Annotated in this window: 11 protein-coding genes, 3 pseudogenes and 1 riboswitch; of the genes and pseudogenes, 8 read left to right on the top strand and 6 right to left on the bottom strand. The window is 70.0% G+C overall.

Translation table 11 applies throughout. The features are described 5' to 3' along the window. Positions 1-288: 288 nt before the first annotated feature. Both AB0K36_RS04225 and AB0K36_RS04220 read left to right on the top strand, forming a co-directional pair. A complete protein-coding gene (locus AB0K36_RS04225; RefSeq protein ID WP_364587985.1) occupies positions 289-1,473 on the top strand; it encodes an FG-GAP-like repeat-containing protein in 1,185 nt (394 codons plus the stop codon). Positions 1,474-2,098: 625 nt separating this feature from the next. Continuing rightward, on the top strand, positions 2,099-2,515 hold the full coding sequence (locus tag AB0K36_RS04220) for a peptidoglycan-binding domain-containing protein (RefSeq protein ID WP_364587983.1): 417 nt from the start codon (positions 2,099-2,101) through the stop codon (positions 2,513-2,515). 146 nt (positions 2,516-2,661) lie between these two features. Here the strand turns inward: AB0K36_RS04220 and AB0K36_RS04215 are convergent, their stop codons facing one another. Continuing rightward, entirely contained in the window at positions 2,662-3,690 is a 1,029-nt protein-coding gene (locus AB0K36_RS04215) for an ArsR/SmtB family transcription factor (protein ID WP_364587980.1), read from the bottom strand. A gap of 225 nt (positions 3,691-3,915) precedes the next feature. Here AB0K36_RS04215 and AB0K36_RS04210 point away from each other — a divergent pair, with 225 nt between their 5' ends. From AB0K36_RS04210 to AB0K36_RS34695, 4 genes and pseudogenes are all read left to right on the top strand, one after another. After that, positions 3,916-6,015, top strand: coding sequence for a peptidoglycan recognition protein family protein (locus tag AB0K36_RS04210; RefSeq protein ID WP_364587977.1), 2,100 nt, complete (start codon positions 3,916-3,918; stop codon positions 6,013-6,015). After that, positions 6,015-7,856, top strand: coding sequence for a PhoX family protein (locus tag AB0K36_RS04205; RefSeq protein ID WP_364587974.1), 1,842 nt, complete (start codon positions 6,015-6,017; stop codon positions 7,854-7,856). Before AB0K36_RS04210 ends, AB0K36_RS04205 begins: the two co-directional genes overlap by 1 nt. 228 nt (positions 7,857-8,084) lie before the next feature. Beyond that, positions 8,085-8,837, top strand: a complete 753-nt coding sequence (locus tag AB0K36_RS04200; RefSeq protein ID WP_435877770.1) for a DUF899 family protein — start codon at positions 8,085-8,087, stop codon at positions 8,835-8,837. 56 nt (positions 8,838-8,893) lie between these two features. Then, positions 8,894-9,091, top strand: a pseudogene (locus AB0K36_RS34695) (helix-turn-helix transcriptional regulator); the annotation flags it as partial. 263 nt (positions 9,092-9,354) lie between these two features. On the opposite strand, the gene AB0K36_RS04190 reads toward AB0K36_RS34695, so the two are convergent. The 4 genes from AB0K36_RS04190 to AB0K36_RS04175 all read right to left on the bottom strand — a co-directional run bounded on the left by AB0K36_RS04190 (position 9,355) and on the right by AB0K36_RS04175 (position 13,223). Further along, a complete protein-coding gene (locus AB0K36_RS04190) occupies positions 9,355-9,846 on the bottom strand; it encodes an SRPBCC family protein (RefSeq protein ID WP_364587968.1) in 492 nt (163 codons plus the stop codon). Positions 9,847-10,290: 444 nt separating this feature from the next. Then, a complete protein-coding gene (locus AB0K36_RS04185) occupies positions 10,291-11,313 on the bottom strand; it encodes an ABC transporter substrate-binding protein (RefSeq protein WP_364588416.1) in 1,023 nt (340 codons plus the stop codon). A 15-nt stretch (positions 11,314-11,328) separates the two neighbouring features. Further along, positions 11,329-12,114 carry an ABC transporter ATP-binding protein gene (locus AB0K36_RS04180; protein WP_364587965.1) on the bottom strand — a complete coding sequence of 262 codons (786 nt, stop codon included), beginning with the start codon at positions 12,112-12,114 and terminating at the stop codon, positions 11,329-11,331. After that, the gene (locus AB0K36_RS04175; protein ID WP_364587962.1) at positions 12,114-13,223 is read right to left on the bottom strand and encodes a FecCD family ABC transporter permease; all 1,110 of its coding nucleotides are present in this window, start codon (positions 13,221-13,223) and stop codon (positions 12,114-12,116) included. Before AB0K36_RS04175 ends, AB0K36_RS04180 begins: the two co-directional genes overlap by 1 nt. Positions 13,224-13,327: 104 nt before the next feature. Beyond that, a riboswitch (cobalamin riboswitch) is annotated at positions 13,328-13,467 on the bottom strand. A 94-nt stretch (positions 13,468-13,561) separates the two neighbouring features. On the opposite strand from AB0K36_RS04175, the pseudogene AB0K36_RS04170 reads away from it, so the two are divergent. Both AB0K36_RS04170 and AB0K36_RS04165 read left to right on the top strand, forming a co-directional pair. Further along, positions 13,562-13,884 (top strand): annotated as a pseudogene (locus tag AB0K36_RS04170) (VOC family protein); the annotation flags it as partial. 17 nt (positions 13,885-13,901) lie between these two features. Further along, positions 13,902-14,199 (top strand): annotated as a pseudogene (locus AB0K36_RS04165) (IS701 family transposase); the annotation flags it as partial. A gap of 39 nt (positions 14,200-14,238) precedes the next feature. On the opposite strand, the gene AB0K36_RS04160 reads toward AB0K36_RS04165, so the two are convergent. Beyond that, positions 14,239-14,772 (bottom strand): hypothetical protein, encoded by a 534-nt coding sequence (locus AB0K36_RS04160; RefSeq protein WP_364587959.1) that lies wholly within the window; start codon positions 14,770-14,772, stop codon positions 14,239-14,241. Positions 14,773-15,243 lie beyond the last annotated feature (471 nt).

Here is a 15,243-nt window from a genome sequence, read left to right as displayed (position 1 = left end):
GGGCTCCTCGTCGGAGGTGCGGAGCGGCTCGCGAGTGGGAGCGCTCCCACGGTGGCGGTGGACATACTTGTGGCTGTAGTGCCGAGCCGTCAACGGCCCGGACAGGACACGTCGACCAACCGCCCGCGCCGGGCGTCGTGGGCCTCGCCGGCAGCCTCCTTCGTCCCCGTGGCGCCGACGGTTGCGGCACCGCCCGTGCCCTCACCCGCACGCCGCCCGGCCTGCGGGATATGTTGCCTGCGGCGGCGCGTCGAGATCTGTCTCCGCGCCGCGTAAGGGAGGGAACCTATGCGCAAGACCCTGCTTCGGCGCGCGGCCGCGTTGGCCACGACGCTGGGGCTCGCATCACTGGGACTGCTCGGCGCCGGCGCGGCGCCCGCGCAGGCCGCGAGGAGCGACTGCCCGTCGGGCTACCTGTGTGCCTGGCAGAGCGACTACGACGGTCCGATGTTCAAGACGAACACGAACAAGGCCACGCTCGGCTCCTGGGACGGAAAGCTCCAGACGATCTTCAACCGCACGTCCATGATCGCCTGCCTCTACGAGCAGCCGAACTATGAGACGCCGGGCTACCACTGGGTCGAGCCCGACCCCGACTATGCGACCCACTTCGGGCACCTCTCCACCAGCTCGATCAAACTCGTGCGCACCTTGCGCGAGTGCGAGGCGGAGGCTTACCCCGGCTGGGTGGCGACGCCGTCGCCCCAGGCGAGCGGGTTCGGCGACATGAACGCCGACCGGCGGGCGGACATCGTCGTCCGCGACGAGGCCGGGCGCCTGTGGTTCCTGCCCGGCGACGGCACCGGGCGTCTGATCGGCACCGGGGGGTGGAACGCCTTCAACGCCCTCGTCCGGCACGGTGACTTCAGCCGCGACGGCCGCGAGGACGTGATCGCCCGTGAAAGGGCCACCGGCAAGCTGTGGCTCTACCCCGGCACCGGCAGCGGCGGCCTCGGCGCGCGCAAGCTCATCGGCACCGGCGGCTGGAACTCCATGGGCCAGATCGCCGCGTTCGGCGACCTGTCCGGCGACGGCCGCGCCGACCTCCTCGCCGTGGAGAAGGCCACCGGCAAGCTGTGGCTCTACCCCGGCACCACGTCCGGCACCCTCGGCGCACGCAAGCTCATCGGTACCGGCGGCTGGAACGGCATGAACGCCCTCATCGGCGCCGGTGACATGAACAGCGACGGCCGCGCCGACCTGGTCGCCCGCGAGAAGGCCACCGGGAAACTCTGGCTCTACCCCGCCACCTCGACGCGGACCCTGGGCGCACGCCGGCTCATCGGCACCGGCGGCTGGAACTCCATGCAGCCGATCCTCGCCGTCGGCGACACCTCCGGCGACGGGCGACCCGACCTGGAGGCTTCGGACAGCTATGTGCTGTGGCAGTACCAGGGCCTCGCGACCGGCGGCCTGAGGAAGGCCGACTACAACGGCGGCTGGTGGGGCCTGGAAGGCGCCACCGCCTTCTGACCCACCCGCGGGGGTCTCCGCCTGCGGAGGCCCCCGCACACGGGGCTCGACCGGCATCCGTGGTACGGGCCGCCGGCCGATCGGTCCGGCATCAGGCCGCCCTCGACCGCATCACCGCCGGCTTGGCACGCACCCTCGGCGGCATCCACGTCGACACCCACCACCACCCGCTCACCGCCGACCCAGGCATCTACGCCACCGGCCGCATCCACGCCTACGCCCGCGGTCACGCGGTCGCCTTCGCCGCCATCGCGAACACCCTGGCCCAGCACGCCCGGAAGCACGCAGGCGACTCACCACGCCTCCGATTGCCCGGCACAGTCCAGCGCCCACCACGTGTCGGCGCAGGCTTGATTCCTGCTGGTCAGGCATGGTTTCGCGCGGAGTGCGAGAGGCACTACGACGTCTTGTTCCCGCTTCGTGGTGGAGGCGGGTGCACGGTAGCGCCGGTGCCGGGACTGCTGGAGGAGCGGGAGGCCGTAAACGGACGCCGAGTCTCGCACATCCCCCGATGACCAGTGCTTTTGCGCTCAGCCGCAACGGCATGGCCACGCACTCGCCCCCGCGCTGATAGTGGATCCGGCCGCGCGAGAACGTTGGAATTGCCTGCGAGAGGAAGCAGCAGATGAAGCTCAAGTCAGCATCGCTGGGTGCCGTCGCCCTGATGGTCACCGGCCTGGGGTTCGCCACTCCGGCCGCCGCCGCGACGCCGTCCTGCGCGTCCAGCGTGGCGATCTGGAAGTCGTCCAGCACGTACATCCAGCTGCCCACCACCAGCGGTGGCAGCCTCACCTGCGAGATGAGCCAGGGCGCCGAGGGCCCGCACGTCCGCGCTCTTCAGCGTGCGCTGAACCACTGCTACGGAGCGGGCCTTTCCGTCGACACGATCTTCGGGCCGAAGACCTACAACGCGCTCCGGTCGGCGCAGGCCGAGGCGGAGACCGGGGTCGACGGCATCTACGGTCCCAATACCCGGGACGCGCTCGAGTGGCCCCGGCTGGACAAGGGCGGCTACTTCACCGGGTACTGCGCGAAGCGCTGACCGGCCGCCCGGGCGGACCGGGGGCCGCCGGTCTCGCGGGGGATCGCGGGGGTGAGGACGGCGGCCCGCCGCCCGGGCCGGGCGGACGGGGGACGCCCGGGCCGGGCGGACGGGGATGCCCCGCTCCCCAGGGCCGGGCGGCGTCCTCACGTTCGCCGGGGATCGGCCGCCCGCTGCCTGGCGTGGCGTGCGGCGGCACCCAACAGGGAGGCGCCCACCGGCGTCAGCGTGTGGAGTACGCTCGCGCCGTTCCGGCTGCTGGTGATCAGTCCGGCATCGCGCAGCACGGTCGCGTGTCTGCTGGCGGAGGACGCGGAGACGCCGATGGCACGGGCTATCTCACCCGTGGTGGCGCCGCTCGCCACCGTCCGCAGAACCGCGGCGCGGGCATGGCCGAGGAGGGCGGTGAGGGCCTTGCCGGGCGGGCCGTCCCCGGCCGCGAGGGACGCCACCGGCGGTTCCTGGAGAACCGGGTAGGACAGGACGGGTTGGAGGTCCGGGTCGGCGAAGCTCACCGGGGCGCCCCAGGAGAAGTAGGACGGCACGAGGCGCAGTCCGCGGCCGTTCAGGTGCAGATCCCGGTCCTCCGCCGGGTACTTGACGTACAGGACGGGGCTCTCCCACCGCATCGTGGGGCCGAGGCCGGCCAGCATGCCCTCCACGCCGCCCGTCATCATGGCGCGAAAGCGTGTCGCGCGTTCGGCCTCGATGCGGGCCTGCATGCGCTCCCAGTGCGGCGCGATGACCGCGTCGTGGTAGGTGCGCAGCATCCGGACGAGATCCTGCCGCCCGTTGGCGCCGGGAATGTCCGCGGCCCACCTGGGCACCGCGGCGCTCCGGGAAAGCCTGCCGATCTCCTCCGCCATGCGGCGGGGATGAGTGTCGAGAATCGCCGCGAGCCCGCTCTCCAGGCCTTCCGCGGACTGAATCGGCGTCAGGAAGTCCGGAAAGTAGACCCCTTTCGAATAGAGCGGCAGGAGTTGGGTTCGTATGCCTCCTCCGATGCCTTGTTCCCGCAGTTCGCGGCGTGCCGTGCCGAACCAGTCGGCGAATGCCCAGCGCCCGCGTGACGACTGGAAGCGGTGCAGGCTCGCAGCGATTTCCCAGAGCGGGTCAGGCGCGTCGGCGAGTCTCGTTCTTGCCAGATCGGCGTCTGTGAAGTGAATACGCAGCACCGTTCAACCCCCCTGCTGAGCTGGTCTTTTGCGCTCAGCCGCAACAGTATGGACGGCGTTGGGGCCCCCGGCAACCATGGGGACCGGCCGGTCAACGGCCGTGCAGGTCACCGGAATCGGCACCTCGGATCGTACGGCCTCGGCGGTCCGGATCCGCCGAGGGCGAGCGACCGCCGGCGCCGGGGGAATCCTTGACCACAGCAGAGAGAGTTGTGATCTCCACACATGGCATCCGTCACGATCGAAAAGCGGTCCACCTGGGCCCAGTACATCATCATGGGCTTGTTGACCCTCAGGAAAGAGGGGCGCGACAACGGGTGGTTCGTCGACTACTACAGCAAGCCGCCGCGCGAGTCCAGCCGCGCCTGGGAGCCCTGGAAAGGCGGCGTGTTCATTCATTACATGGGCAGCCGGTTCTCGTTCTCCCCGGACTCGGAGACCGAATGCCGCAAGAAGATCGCCGCCATGTTCCCGCCCGACTGGGAGGAGAGCGGCGACATCCTCTACAACTTCCTCGTCTGCCCGCACGGCAAGATCTACGAGGGCCGGGGGTACGAGCGCGGTGAGGCGAACGGGGGCGCCTACATCGACGTGGACCGCACGCGCAGCCTCGGCAGGAACACCGCGTTCTATTCGATCCAGGGCATGCTGGCCAAGTCGGACCGGCCCACGTCCGAGATGCTGACCTCGATGCGGAATCTGGTCTTCCATCTGCGGTACGAGCTGCCGGACCATCAGAAGGCGGGAGGCCTGATCTACCCGCACAGCGCGGGCGGGTGGCCCACCGAGTGCCCGGGCGAACATCTGACTCCGCTCGCGAAGCGCGGAGAGTACCTCGACGCCCATCCCCCGGGTACCGGCGGCGGCGACAAGCCCGGCCCCGGAGCCCCGCAGATCAGAATCATCTCCCGGTCCGGCTGGGGCGCACGCCCGCCCCGTGAAGTGGCGAAGGTACCGACGTCGGAGCGCACCGGCTTCGTGGTGCACTACTCCGCCGGCCCCACGAGCCAGACCGTACGGGCGATCCAGAACTACCACATGGACTCGAACGGCTGGTGGGACATCGGCTACAACTTCCTGGTGGACCACGACGGCCGGCTCTACGAGGGGCGCGGCTGGGACAACGAGGGCGCACACACCAGGGGCCACAACAGATCACACATCGCCGTATGCTTCATCGGCCGGGACGGAGACGCCACACCGGCCGCCAAGCGTGCCATCCGCAGCCTTTACGAGAAGACCAACGGCATCGTCGGCCGGAGACTCTCGACGACGTATCACAGCGCTCTGGACTCCACCCAGTGCCCCGGCGACGACCTGCGGTCGTGGGTGCGGTCGGGCATGCCGGTGGACGGACTGAGCGACGTCATAGGTGGCGGCGAGGCCGGCACCCCGGGCTCCATGCGGTCGGTCGTCTCCCAGCAGACGGCCGTCAACGGCCTCGGGTACACGCCGCCGCTGGACGTCGACGGCATGTTCGGACCGAGGACGGAGGCCGGCGTCAAGTGGCTCCAGACCAAGGTCGGCGTCGCGGCCGACGGCATCTGGGGACCGATGACGGAGTCCGCCTACCGGGCGTACATCGGCACCGGCACCAGTTCCAACGGTCTGACGTCGATCCGGTCGGTCGCGTCCCAGCAGCGTGCCGTGAACGGCCTCGGATACAGCCCCGCGCTCGACGTCGACGGCATCTTCGGGCCCAGGACCGAAGCCGGCGTCAAGTGGCTCCAGACCAAGGTCGGCGTCGCAGCCGACGGCCTGTGGGGTCCGGCCACCGAGTCCGCGTACAACGACCACACGGGCGGGGAGGCGACCTACTCCGACGGCGGGCTGACGACGATCCGCTCGGTCTCCTACCAGCAGCGGGCCGTGAACGGACTCGGGTACCGCCCCGCGCTCGACGTCGACGGCATCTTCGGACCCAGGACCGAAGCCGGCGTCAAGTGGCTCCAGACCAAGGTCGGCGTCGGCGCCGACGGCCTCTGGGGTCCCGACACCGAGTCCGCGTACGGGCGTTACGACGACGGCGCGCGGCTGACCGTGGACGGCGAGTTCGGTCAGAAGACCGTCACGGCGACGCAGCAGGCCATCGGTGTCACGGCGGACGGCGTGTGGGGACCGGAGTCCGTGCGCGCACTGCAACGGCACCTGAACACCTGGGCGGCCGCCGGTCTCACCGTCGACGGCGGCTTCGGACCGACCACGGTGAAGGCCCTTCAGCGGCACCTGAACAGCATGACCGGCGCCGGTCTCACCGTCGACGGCGACTTCGGGCCCGGCACGATCAAGGCCCTGCAGACCGCTCTCAACCAGGGGAGGCTCTGATGAGCGACGACGCCGCGACGAACACCACGAACCCGCGGACGCCCGGCATGAACCGCCGCGGCGTACTCACCGGCGGCGCCCTGGCAGCCGCGGGACTGCTGGGTCTCGGAACCTCCACAGCCGCCGCGCTGCCGGCCGCCGGCACACGGCCCGGACCGTCGGGACCCGTCCCCCTCGGCCCGTCGGACTTCACGGCGGTGGCGGCGAGCCAGGCGGACACCGTCACCGTCCCCGCCGGGTTCACGGCGGACGTCCTCGCCCCGTGGGGCCTGCCGCTGCGCGCGTCCGGGCCGAAGTCCCGGGCGGACGGCGGCAGCACGGCGGCCGAGCAGGCACTGCAGATCGGCACCCACCACCACGGCATCCGGTTCTTCCCCACGGCGGAGGGTGCCGCCGGCAGCCGTCGGGGACTGCTGGTCATCAACCACGAGACGTCCGACCGTGCGCTGCTGGGCGGCGGGGACGACAAGGCACTCGCCGCCCAGGGCGTGTCCGTGGTGGCCGTGCGCGAGTCCGGCGGACGCTGGCGGGCGGTGGACTCGCGGCTCAACCGCAGGCTCACGGGTGACACCCCGGTGCGGTTCTCCGGGCCCGTGAAGACGGCGGGACAGGCGCGGGGTGTACTCGCCTGCGGCGGTCACGGCGTCACCCCGTGGGGCACGTACCTGGCCGCGGAGGAGAACTTCAACGCCTTCTTCGGGACCGACGCCCCGGGGTGGCAGCGGCGCGAGGCGGACATGCGGTACGGGCTGTCCGCCGGCGGGTTCGGCCACGCCTGGCACCGTACCGACCCCCGGTTCGATCTGGCGTCCCCCGAAGCGCGGCCGGAGGACTTCGGCTGGGTGGTCGAGTTCGACCCCGGCGACCCGTCGTCCGTACCGGTCAAGCGCACCGCCCTCGGGCGCTTCATGCACGGCGGCGCCACGGTCACAGAGGCCGCCGGGCGGGTGGTGGTGTACAGCAGCGACGCCGAGGACGGCGAATACCTCTACAAGTACGTCGGCGAGGGCGGTTGGCGCAGTGTGCGGGCGGCCGGCAGGAGCCCGCTGGACCACGGCACCCTCTACGTCGCAAGGATCTCCCCCGACGGATCGGGCCGGTGGCTGCCGCTCCGGCACGGCGAAGGCCCGCTCACCAGGGCCGCCGGCTGGCGCGACCAGGCCGACGTCCTGCTCCGGGCCCGGCTCGCCGCGGACGCCCTCGGCGCCACACCGCTGGGCCGGCCCGAGCGGGTCGCCGTGGGGCCGGCCGGCGACGTGTATCTGGCCCTGGCCAACAGCAACGGCGGCTCGGACTGCGGGAGTTCGGGTGCGACCGGCGACCCGGCGTCGGCGGAATGCACGGGGGACCCGTACGGACGGATCATCCGGTGGCACGAGAACCACGAGGAGCAGGGCGAAGGCGGGGGCTCCTTCCACTGGGAGGAGTTCCTCACCGCCGGTGACCCGCGGCAGGCGTCCGACGGCGCGTTCGCGGCGCCCAAGGGGCTGTGGTTCGGCGCCGACGGAACCCTGTGGATCTCCACCGGCATCTCCGGCCACGATCTGAACGGCCCCTCCGCCGCGCACAGGGCGGCCGGGAACAACGCCCTGCTGGCCGCCGACACCACCGACGGCACGGTCCGGCGTTTCCTCACCGCCCCGCGCGGTGCGGAGGTCACCGGCGTCACCGCCACGCCCGACGGCCGGACCCTGTTCGTCAACATCCAGCACCCCGGCGAACGCACCGCCCGCTGGGGCGCCCCGGACGCGGACGATCCCGGCGCCGTCAGCACCTGGCCGGGCGGCCGTGCGGACGGCCGGCCCCGATCCGCGACCGTCGCCGTCCACCGCTCGCCCTGACGGGCCGCGAGGGGGTGTCGGGGCCGTCGGCCCCGACACCTGGGAAGGTCACGCCTGCGGCCTCGCCGCCCCGGTGACGACCCCTGATCGCGCGCACGTCGTCGGGGCCCGGCTGTTGGACCGAATGAGCGAGCCGCCGAAGCGCTACTGCGTGGCGCCCGGGAGCGCGGCGCAGCCTGGTGAGCATGGTGGTTCCAGGCGACCTCTTGGCAGCCTCCCCAGAAGCGAATGGAGACGCTCGTGAACGACAGATCACCGAGCCCGGCCCTCCCGCCTGTGGTGGACAGAAAGACCTACCAGGAGGCGCGGGAAACTCTGCTCGTACGGGAGAAGGCGCACACCCGCGAAGGAGACGCGATCGCAGCGGCGCGACGGCGGCTGCCGATGGTGGAGGTCGATGCCACCATCGAAGTCATCGGCCCCGACGGGCCGATCACGATCCTCGACGTCTTCGAAGGCCGCAAGCAGCTCATCGCGTACTTCCACGCCTGGTGGCCCGGACGACCCGCCGCCGGGCAGTGCGAGGGCTGCACGTTCTTCAACAGTCAGGTCCGCGAGCTGTCCTACATCCACTCCCGCGACGCCACGTACGCCACGCTCTGCAAGGGCCCATACCAAGAGAGCGTCCGCTACCGCGACTTCCTGGGCCTGGACATGCCGTGGTACTCGGTCGAGCAGACGGCGCCGCAGCTCTTGGAGGGTCGTGACTGGCAGCGTCACCACCTCGTCTGCTACGTCCGCGACGGCAAGCGGGTGTTCGAGACGTACTACACCGGCGGTCGCGGCGTCGAGGTCATGGCGCCCACCCACGGGCTGCTGGATATGACCGTCTACGGACGCCAGGAGGCGTGGGAGGACTCCCCCCGCGGCTGGCCCCAGCCCTGGTACTCCGCAGAGAACCCCGAGGAGTGGCGTACGAACGGGCGCCCCATCGCCCAGTGGTCCCGCATCGAAGCCGGCCGCTCCGACGAGCTGACCTAGTCCTGCGCATCTCGGGGCCCTCGGTCCCGGGAAGGCCGGCCGTCCGGTGCTCACCGCGGCTGGGCGGTGACGAGCCGCAGGCCGAGGCGCCGGACGAGACGGATCCGCTGATCCTCTCTCTGATGCTGACGGGGCTGACCGACCGCAGTGCGGCCAAGCAGACCGAGCTGGGGCTGCGCACGGTGCCGCGGCTGATGGAGCCGGCCGACGTCACCACTCGGATGCAGCTCGGCTGGTACGCGCACGAGCAGGGGCCGGGTACGGCGGTAGGTACGCCCTGGGCGCTGCCCCGAGCCGCCCACCTTTCGATGCTGCCGGAGGGCTTGCTTCAGGCCCCAGCCACTCCGGACGGATGTCCGGAGTGGCTGGGGAGCGTTTCGCGCGCCGCAGCGCCGACCTCGCCACCTCGGCAACGGTCAATTTCCAGACAGCGCCGGTGGAGCTTGCCCAGCGGTCATTTACGACGAAAGGAAGATCAACACTCCACGTCGTCAGACACCTGACCGGTTACGGCAGATCAGCCCGTCGCGTCGCGAACGTCCTTTCCCTGCTCGGCGAACGCCTTGAAGTCCTGCATGTGCTGTTGCGACTGCTTGCGGAAGGCGCCGGGCATCAGAAGTCCCACCAGCTTCATCAGAAGGCCGCTGAACCGGTATTCGTTCTCGCTCTCCCAGAGCGTCGTGTCCGGGCCGGCTTCCGTCAGCCGGTCGCGCACGGCGCTCCACATGCCCTCGCCGACGATCTCGCGGTCGAAGTGAACGACGCTCGTTTTCGGGATCTCGCGCAGGTCTGCCGGTTCCCGGCGTGTGATGGTCTCGGTGCACTCGATCTTCCGTCGGCCCATCTGCATCACGACCCGCGACTTGGTGCCGAGCTGCCCGTGCTCCCCACTCAGCGGCTCGTGCAGCACCAGGCCCCGCAGCCATTTCGGCAGGTGTGCCGGGTCGGCGAGCAGCCGGACCACCTTCTCCCGCGGCAGGGCGATCTCGATGGAGACGGTGTATCTCATGGTGCGCATCATTTCCTGTAGGACAACCTGCTTTTGTACTGCTCGTCGTGCTCCTCGGCTGAGGGCACTGCAGTCTGTGTCCGTAAAGTAAAGGGTATCGAGGTATACGGGGCGAGTATCTCCAGTGCCTCTGCCTGTCGGCCCTGTTCGCCGAGCAGCCGTGTCCACTCCCGCGCGCAGAACAACTCCCCATGGCCGGCCCAGAACTCGAGATCAGCAGCGTCCCCAGCGCGTACCGTAATGGTCGTTGTCGACCGGATCATTCGGGGCGCCCGCCGGGAACGGCAGCAGTGGACCGCCCAGCCGACTCCCCGGAAAGGAACCGGGAGCGACGACCGGGATGGACACAGCCGACGGCCATCCACCTGCGGTCGGCCACCCGGCCGAATCCTGTCGACCGGGGCATACGCACGAGCCTGTCCGCGGGGGCCGACAGCGAGAAGGTCACGAGGCGAATTTCCTCAGGTCCGCGGCGAGTGAGGCGATGGCCGCGGGATTGCGCGGGCTTTCGACCAGCTCCGCGTAGTCGAGGACGACGATGCGGTCGTTCTTGACGGCCGAGACGCCGGCGAGCGGGGGGTAGGACTTCAGAAACTTCCGCTTCTGGTCCGCGGTGGTGTCACCGTAGTCGTTGATCACGATCACCTCGGGGTCGCGCTCGACGACGGTCTCCCAGCCCACCGTCGCCCAGCTGTCCTTGAGGTCCTTCATGACGTGATCGCCACCCGCCTTGGTGATGATGTCGTGCGGCCCGGCGTACAGACCCGAGGTCAGCGGCTTGTCCTGCCCGTCGTCATAGAGGAAGACGCGCGGGCGGTCGGCGCCCTTCAGGGCCTTCGCCTGCGCTTCGGCCACCTGCTTCTCGAAGTCCGCGATGAGGGTCCCGGCGCGGTCCTCGACGTCGAAGATCGTTCCCAGGTTCCGCAGGTCGGTGTACAGCGCTGCGAGCGGTGGCATCACCCCGCGGGCCTTCCCTCGCCCGTTGCGGCACGATTCGCTCAGGAGGTACGAGTCGATCCCCACCTTCTCCAGCTCGGCCGGACTGAAGCCCTCCCCCTCGTTGAAGCCGTAGTTCCAGCCCGCGAAGACAAGATCGGCGCGGGCGTCGAGGACCAGTTCCTTGTTGATCGTCTTCTTCGAGAGCCACTTCGTCTTCTGGTAAGCGTCCTTCCAGGGAACGGCTTCGAGATCGCCCCTGTCGTCGGGCATCACATAGCCCGCCATACGGTCCTCAAGTCCGAGTGCGAACATGATCTCGGTGATACCGACGTCATTGGTGACCACGCGCTGGGGGGCCTTGTCGTAGCTCTTCTCCTGGCCGCAGTTCTCGATGGTCACCGGATAGTGGCCGCCGCGTGCCTGGGCACCACCACCCTCCTCGTCCTGAGAGGTGACCTCCGCGCCGCATCCGGTGAGCACCAAGGCGGCGGCGAGTGCGAGTGCGGCGGGGCGTACGAGATTCGGCATGATGGCCATGACTCCTCAAGAAGCGGGCTGAGCGGGCAGGAGACGATCGAAGAGCAGTTGTACGGCGCCGGACTCCGGATGCGGCACACGGTGTGCCCGTACGCCGAAGACCTCGGCCAGCAACTCGGGCGTGAGCACGTCGTGCGGAGCACCGTGGGCGACGATCCGGCCGCTGTCGATGACGTAGAGGAGGTCACAGTGGAGCGCGGCGAGGTTGAGGTCGTGCAGCGCGGTGAGTACCGTCAGCCCACTTCCGCGCACCAGAGCCAGCACCTCCAACTGCTGGGCTATGTCGAGGTGGTTGGTGGGCTCGTCGAGCACCAGTACGCGCGGCTGCTGCGCGAGCGCGCGGGCGATCAGGACCCGCTGCTTCTCGCCGCCGGAGAGGGTGAGGAAGCCGCGGTCGGCGAGGTGACCGGCGCCGACCCTCACCAGCGCTGCCTCGCACGCCTTCCGGTCCTCGTCGGTGGTCCGGGCCACGGACCGCTGGTGCGGCAGGCGCCCCATCGCAACGACCTCGGCGACCGTGAAGTCGAACTCGCTGACCGCTTCCTGGGGCAGGGCGGCCAGCCGACGGGCGCCTTCGCGCGCACTCAGGGAGTGCAGGTCCTCACCGCCGAGCCGGACCGCACCGGCCGAGGGGCGCAAGGCCCGGTAGACGCAGCGCAACAGCGTGGACTTGCCACTGCCGTTGGGCCCGACCAGCCCGACGACCTGCCCGTCGTCCGCGCTCAGCGTCACCTCCCGTACCAGCCGCGCGCCGGCGACCTCGACCGTCAGTGCATCGATGTCGACACGCATCACGCGCCTCCGAAGGTGTAGGAGCGGCGGCGCATCAGCAGCACGAAGCACGGCACGCCGATGACTGCGGTCAGCACGCCCACCGGCAGCTCGACGGGCGCGAGCACCACGCGCGACAGGATGTCCACCCAGATCAGCAGGACGGCGCCCGCGAGTGGGGCGACGGCCAGCAGCCGGCGATGGTCCGCGCCGACGAGCATCCGTGCGGCGTGCGGAACCATCAGGCCGACGAAACCGATCGCACCGCTCACCGCGACCACGGCCCCCGTGACGGCGGCACATACCAGGAACAGCTCCTTGCGCAGCCTCCCCGCGTCCACCCCCAGGGCGGCCGCGGTCTCGTCACCCATCGCCAGGGCGTTCAGGCGACGCGCTGACACAGTGAGGTGGGCGAGGCCGACGAGCACGGCTCCCGCGGCGATCGGCACGGAGGCCCAACTGGCTCCGCCGAGGCTGCCGAGAAGCCACATCATCGCGGAGCGGGCCGCCTCGCCACGCTCGGCCGCGAACACCATGAACGTGGTGACGGCCGACAAGCCGTAGTACATCGCGGTACCCGTCAGGACGAGCCGCAGCGGGGTCAGACCATCAGCGGTGCGGGCGATCGCGTACACCAGCGCCATGGCGAGGAGCGCGGAGAAGAACGCCGCCGTGGACAGCGCCCACAGACCGAGAGCGCCGAAGGCCCCAAAGAGAAGGACGGCATTCGCACCGACGGCCGCACCCGAGGAAATACCCAGGACGAACGGGTCGGCGAGGGCATTGCGGACCATGGCCTGCACAGCGACGCCGATCGCCGACAGGCCGGCCCCGACGACAGCGGCCAGCACGGCTCGCGGAAAGCGCAGCTCCCACACGATCGTGTAAGCCGACACTTCGTCATGCGTCAGGGATCCGCCGGTCAGCCCGGCCCACAGAAAACGCAGTACCTGGCCCCAGGACAGTCCTGACGCCCCCATCCCCGCCCCACAAACGATGGAGAGCACGAGCGCGGCGCACAGGGTGACGAAGAGAAGGGACAGCGATACGCGCTTGGGCGGCGCGGGGCCGACGCCGGCGGGCGCCGTGTGAGGTGGCGCGGTCGGCTCGAGTTCCAGGGGTGTGGCCACGGGCGGATCGCCTTCGCCTCAGGCCGTGCACCCACGTGAGCACAGGAGCGGCCCGGGACGCGGGGCGCCCTGTGCAGCGCCCTCTCGCAGTCCACGGCGAATTGACAGGAGCCTTCACCACCGCGGGTAATCGGGCTCACGGGGCCACGTGTCGGGCTCCGCCTACCGTTGCGGGTCAGCGCCGGACTTCGACCGGCTTCCCCCGCGGGGTGCTCGCAGCATAGCGCTTACGAAGGGCGCTCCTTCGCCACAGGGGAAATTCCACAAGGGGGGCCGATTCACCTTCCTTCCGGTGATTGGCCGGGGGCGGCGGCTGTGTGCTGCAGGCGTCACTCGCACTGGGCAGGGTCGACGGTGGCGACGGGAGTCGCCTCGTGATCCTCAAGCTCCCTTGCGAACCGGCGACCTCGCTCGAACTGGTCCACCGTCCCAGCCGTTGACCGGTCGACGTGGGTAGCGGTTTCGACCACCTTGCGATCCGAGTGGACGTACTGGCCGCCGCCCTGGAGCCGCTGCCCGAGCCGGCCTGGAGCCGGGCCCTGTCCAGTACCCCGGCGGCCCTCGCGGCCCGAAGGCATCGTGGCTCACCGACACGGACGGATACCGGATCGAGTTGGTGGAGTGGCCACCCGGACACCCCGACGGCATCACCGCCGCGGACGAGGGCCGCGTCGATAGGTCTGCGGCGGCAGCCCGAAGCTGCGATCCGCGCCGGAGGAGCGCCAGGTCGGCTACGTCCTCGCCGTGCCTGCTCCCATGAAGTCACTACCGATGCCGGGAAGTTCCGCCCGGATGTGCTGGCCGCGAAAGCGCCCAGGCGGGACTGGCAGAAGGTGCCCAGGCGGGCCTGGAAGAAGCTGTCGGCAGGAGCCGGCGCGAAGAGCTACCGCTTCTACGACTGGTCCGTCATCGACCTGGCCGGACCCGCCCCGTCAGCCACCAGTTGCTGATCCGCCGCAACCGCACCACCGGCGACAGCTCCACAGCCATGAAGATCACGAACTGCGATGAACGGTCAGTGATCGTCCAACTCAACGAACTGGCTCACCCATGCCCTGAAGCGATCGTCGGACTTCTTTCGCCCGGTCCAGAGCACGTGCGGGTCCTCCGGTGGCTCAAGGCCGAAACTCTGGTTCAACCAGGTGAGGAACTCATGGTGGCCATCGCTGTGTTCCTCAACGTCTCCAGCGGCAAGAAACCCGAAGTCATCGACAGGCTCGCTGTCGATGGCCAGAAGCTGGAACAGCTCCATCAGGTTTCGCGCGATCACATAGAGCTGCCCTTCGTCGCCGACCAGGACGACGGGCAGAGTGGCAAGGTCGGTCCGATCGTCGCACCGCCACAGCGCGTAGTCGGAGCCGGAGTGGTTGGCCTGCGCGAAGGGGATGAACCGGCTCAGGAAGTCCGGATGCTCCGACCAGGTGTGGAGGCCGGCGTCTGCGCCGTACTCGCGCAGTTCGAAACCCTCCGAGTAGTAGACAGCACCGATCCGGTCCTCGAACTCCTTGAGCAGGTTCAGCGCCAAGATTGGCGAGTACGCCTCGCTCATGTGGCCTCCTTGCTGGGCCGGGTCACCTGGCGCGGTTGCGGACGACTTGCACTGGCCAGGTGATGCTATCGACGCAGGGGACCTTTGGGCAGTGCCGCCAATAATCGCGCGCTCTCCACGGTCACCATCTGTCGCTCCCCCGGCCGTCGCTGATCCACGAGCTCTCCTCCGCCCTCGACCGGGACTCCGTGGTGTCCCTCGCACTGGGCGCGGCCGATGACCGCACATCGGAGCTTCCCGCCCTTGGCGGTCTGACGGGGCTGCGGTGCCTGCACATACGCAATCCGACGTCCACGGTGTCCCTGAACCCACTCGCCGACAGCGGCATCCGCGAACTCGTCCTCGACTGTGTGCCGGTCGGCCTGGACCTCTCCTCGCTCCAGGCCGTTCCGCTGCTGACCACGCTGAGCCTCGGCTTCGCCGACCGTGCCGCCCTCCCCGAGGTCGCGCTGCCCTCGATCACGTCCCTGC

The sequence above is a fragment of the Streptomyces kurssanovii genome (assembly GCF_040677245.1).
Lineage (GTDB): Bacteria > Actinomycetota > Actinomycetes > Streptomycetales > Streptomycetaceae > Streptomyces > Streptomyces kurssanovii.
This window is presented reverse-complemented; position numbering and strand designations above follow the sequence as displayed.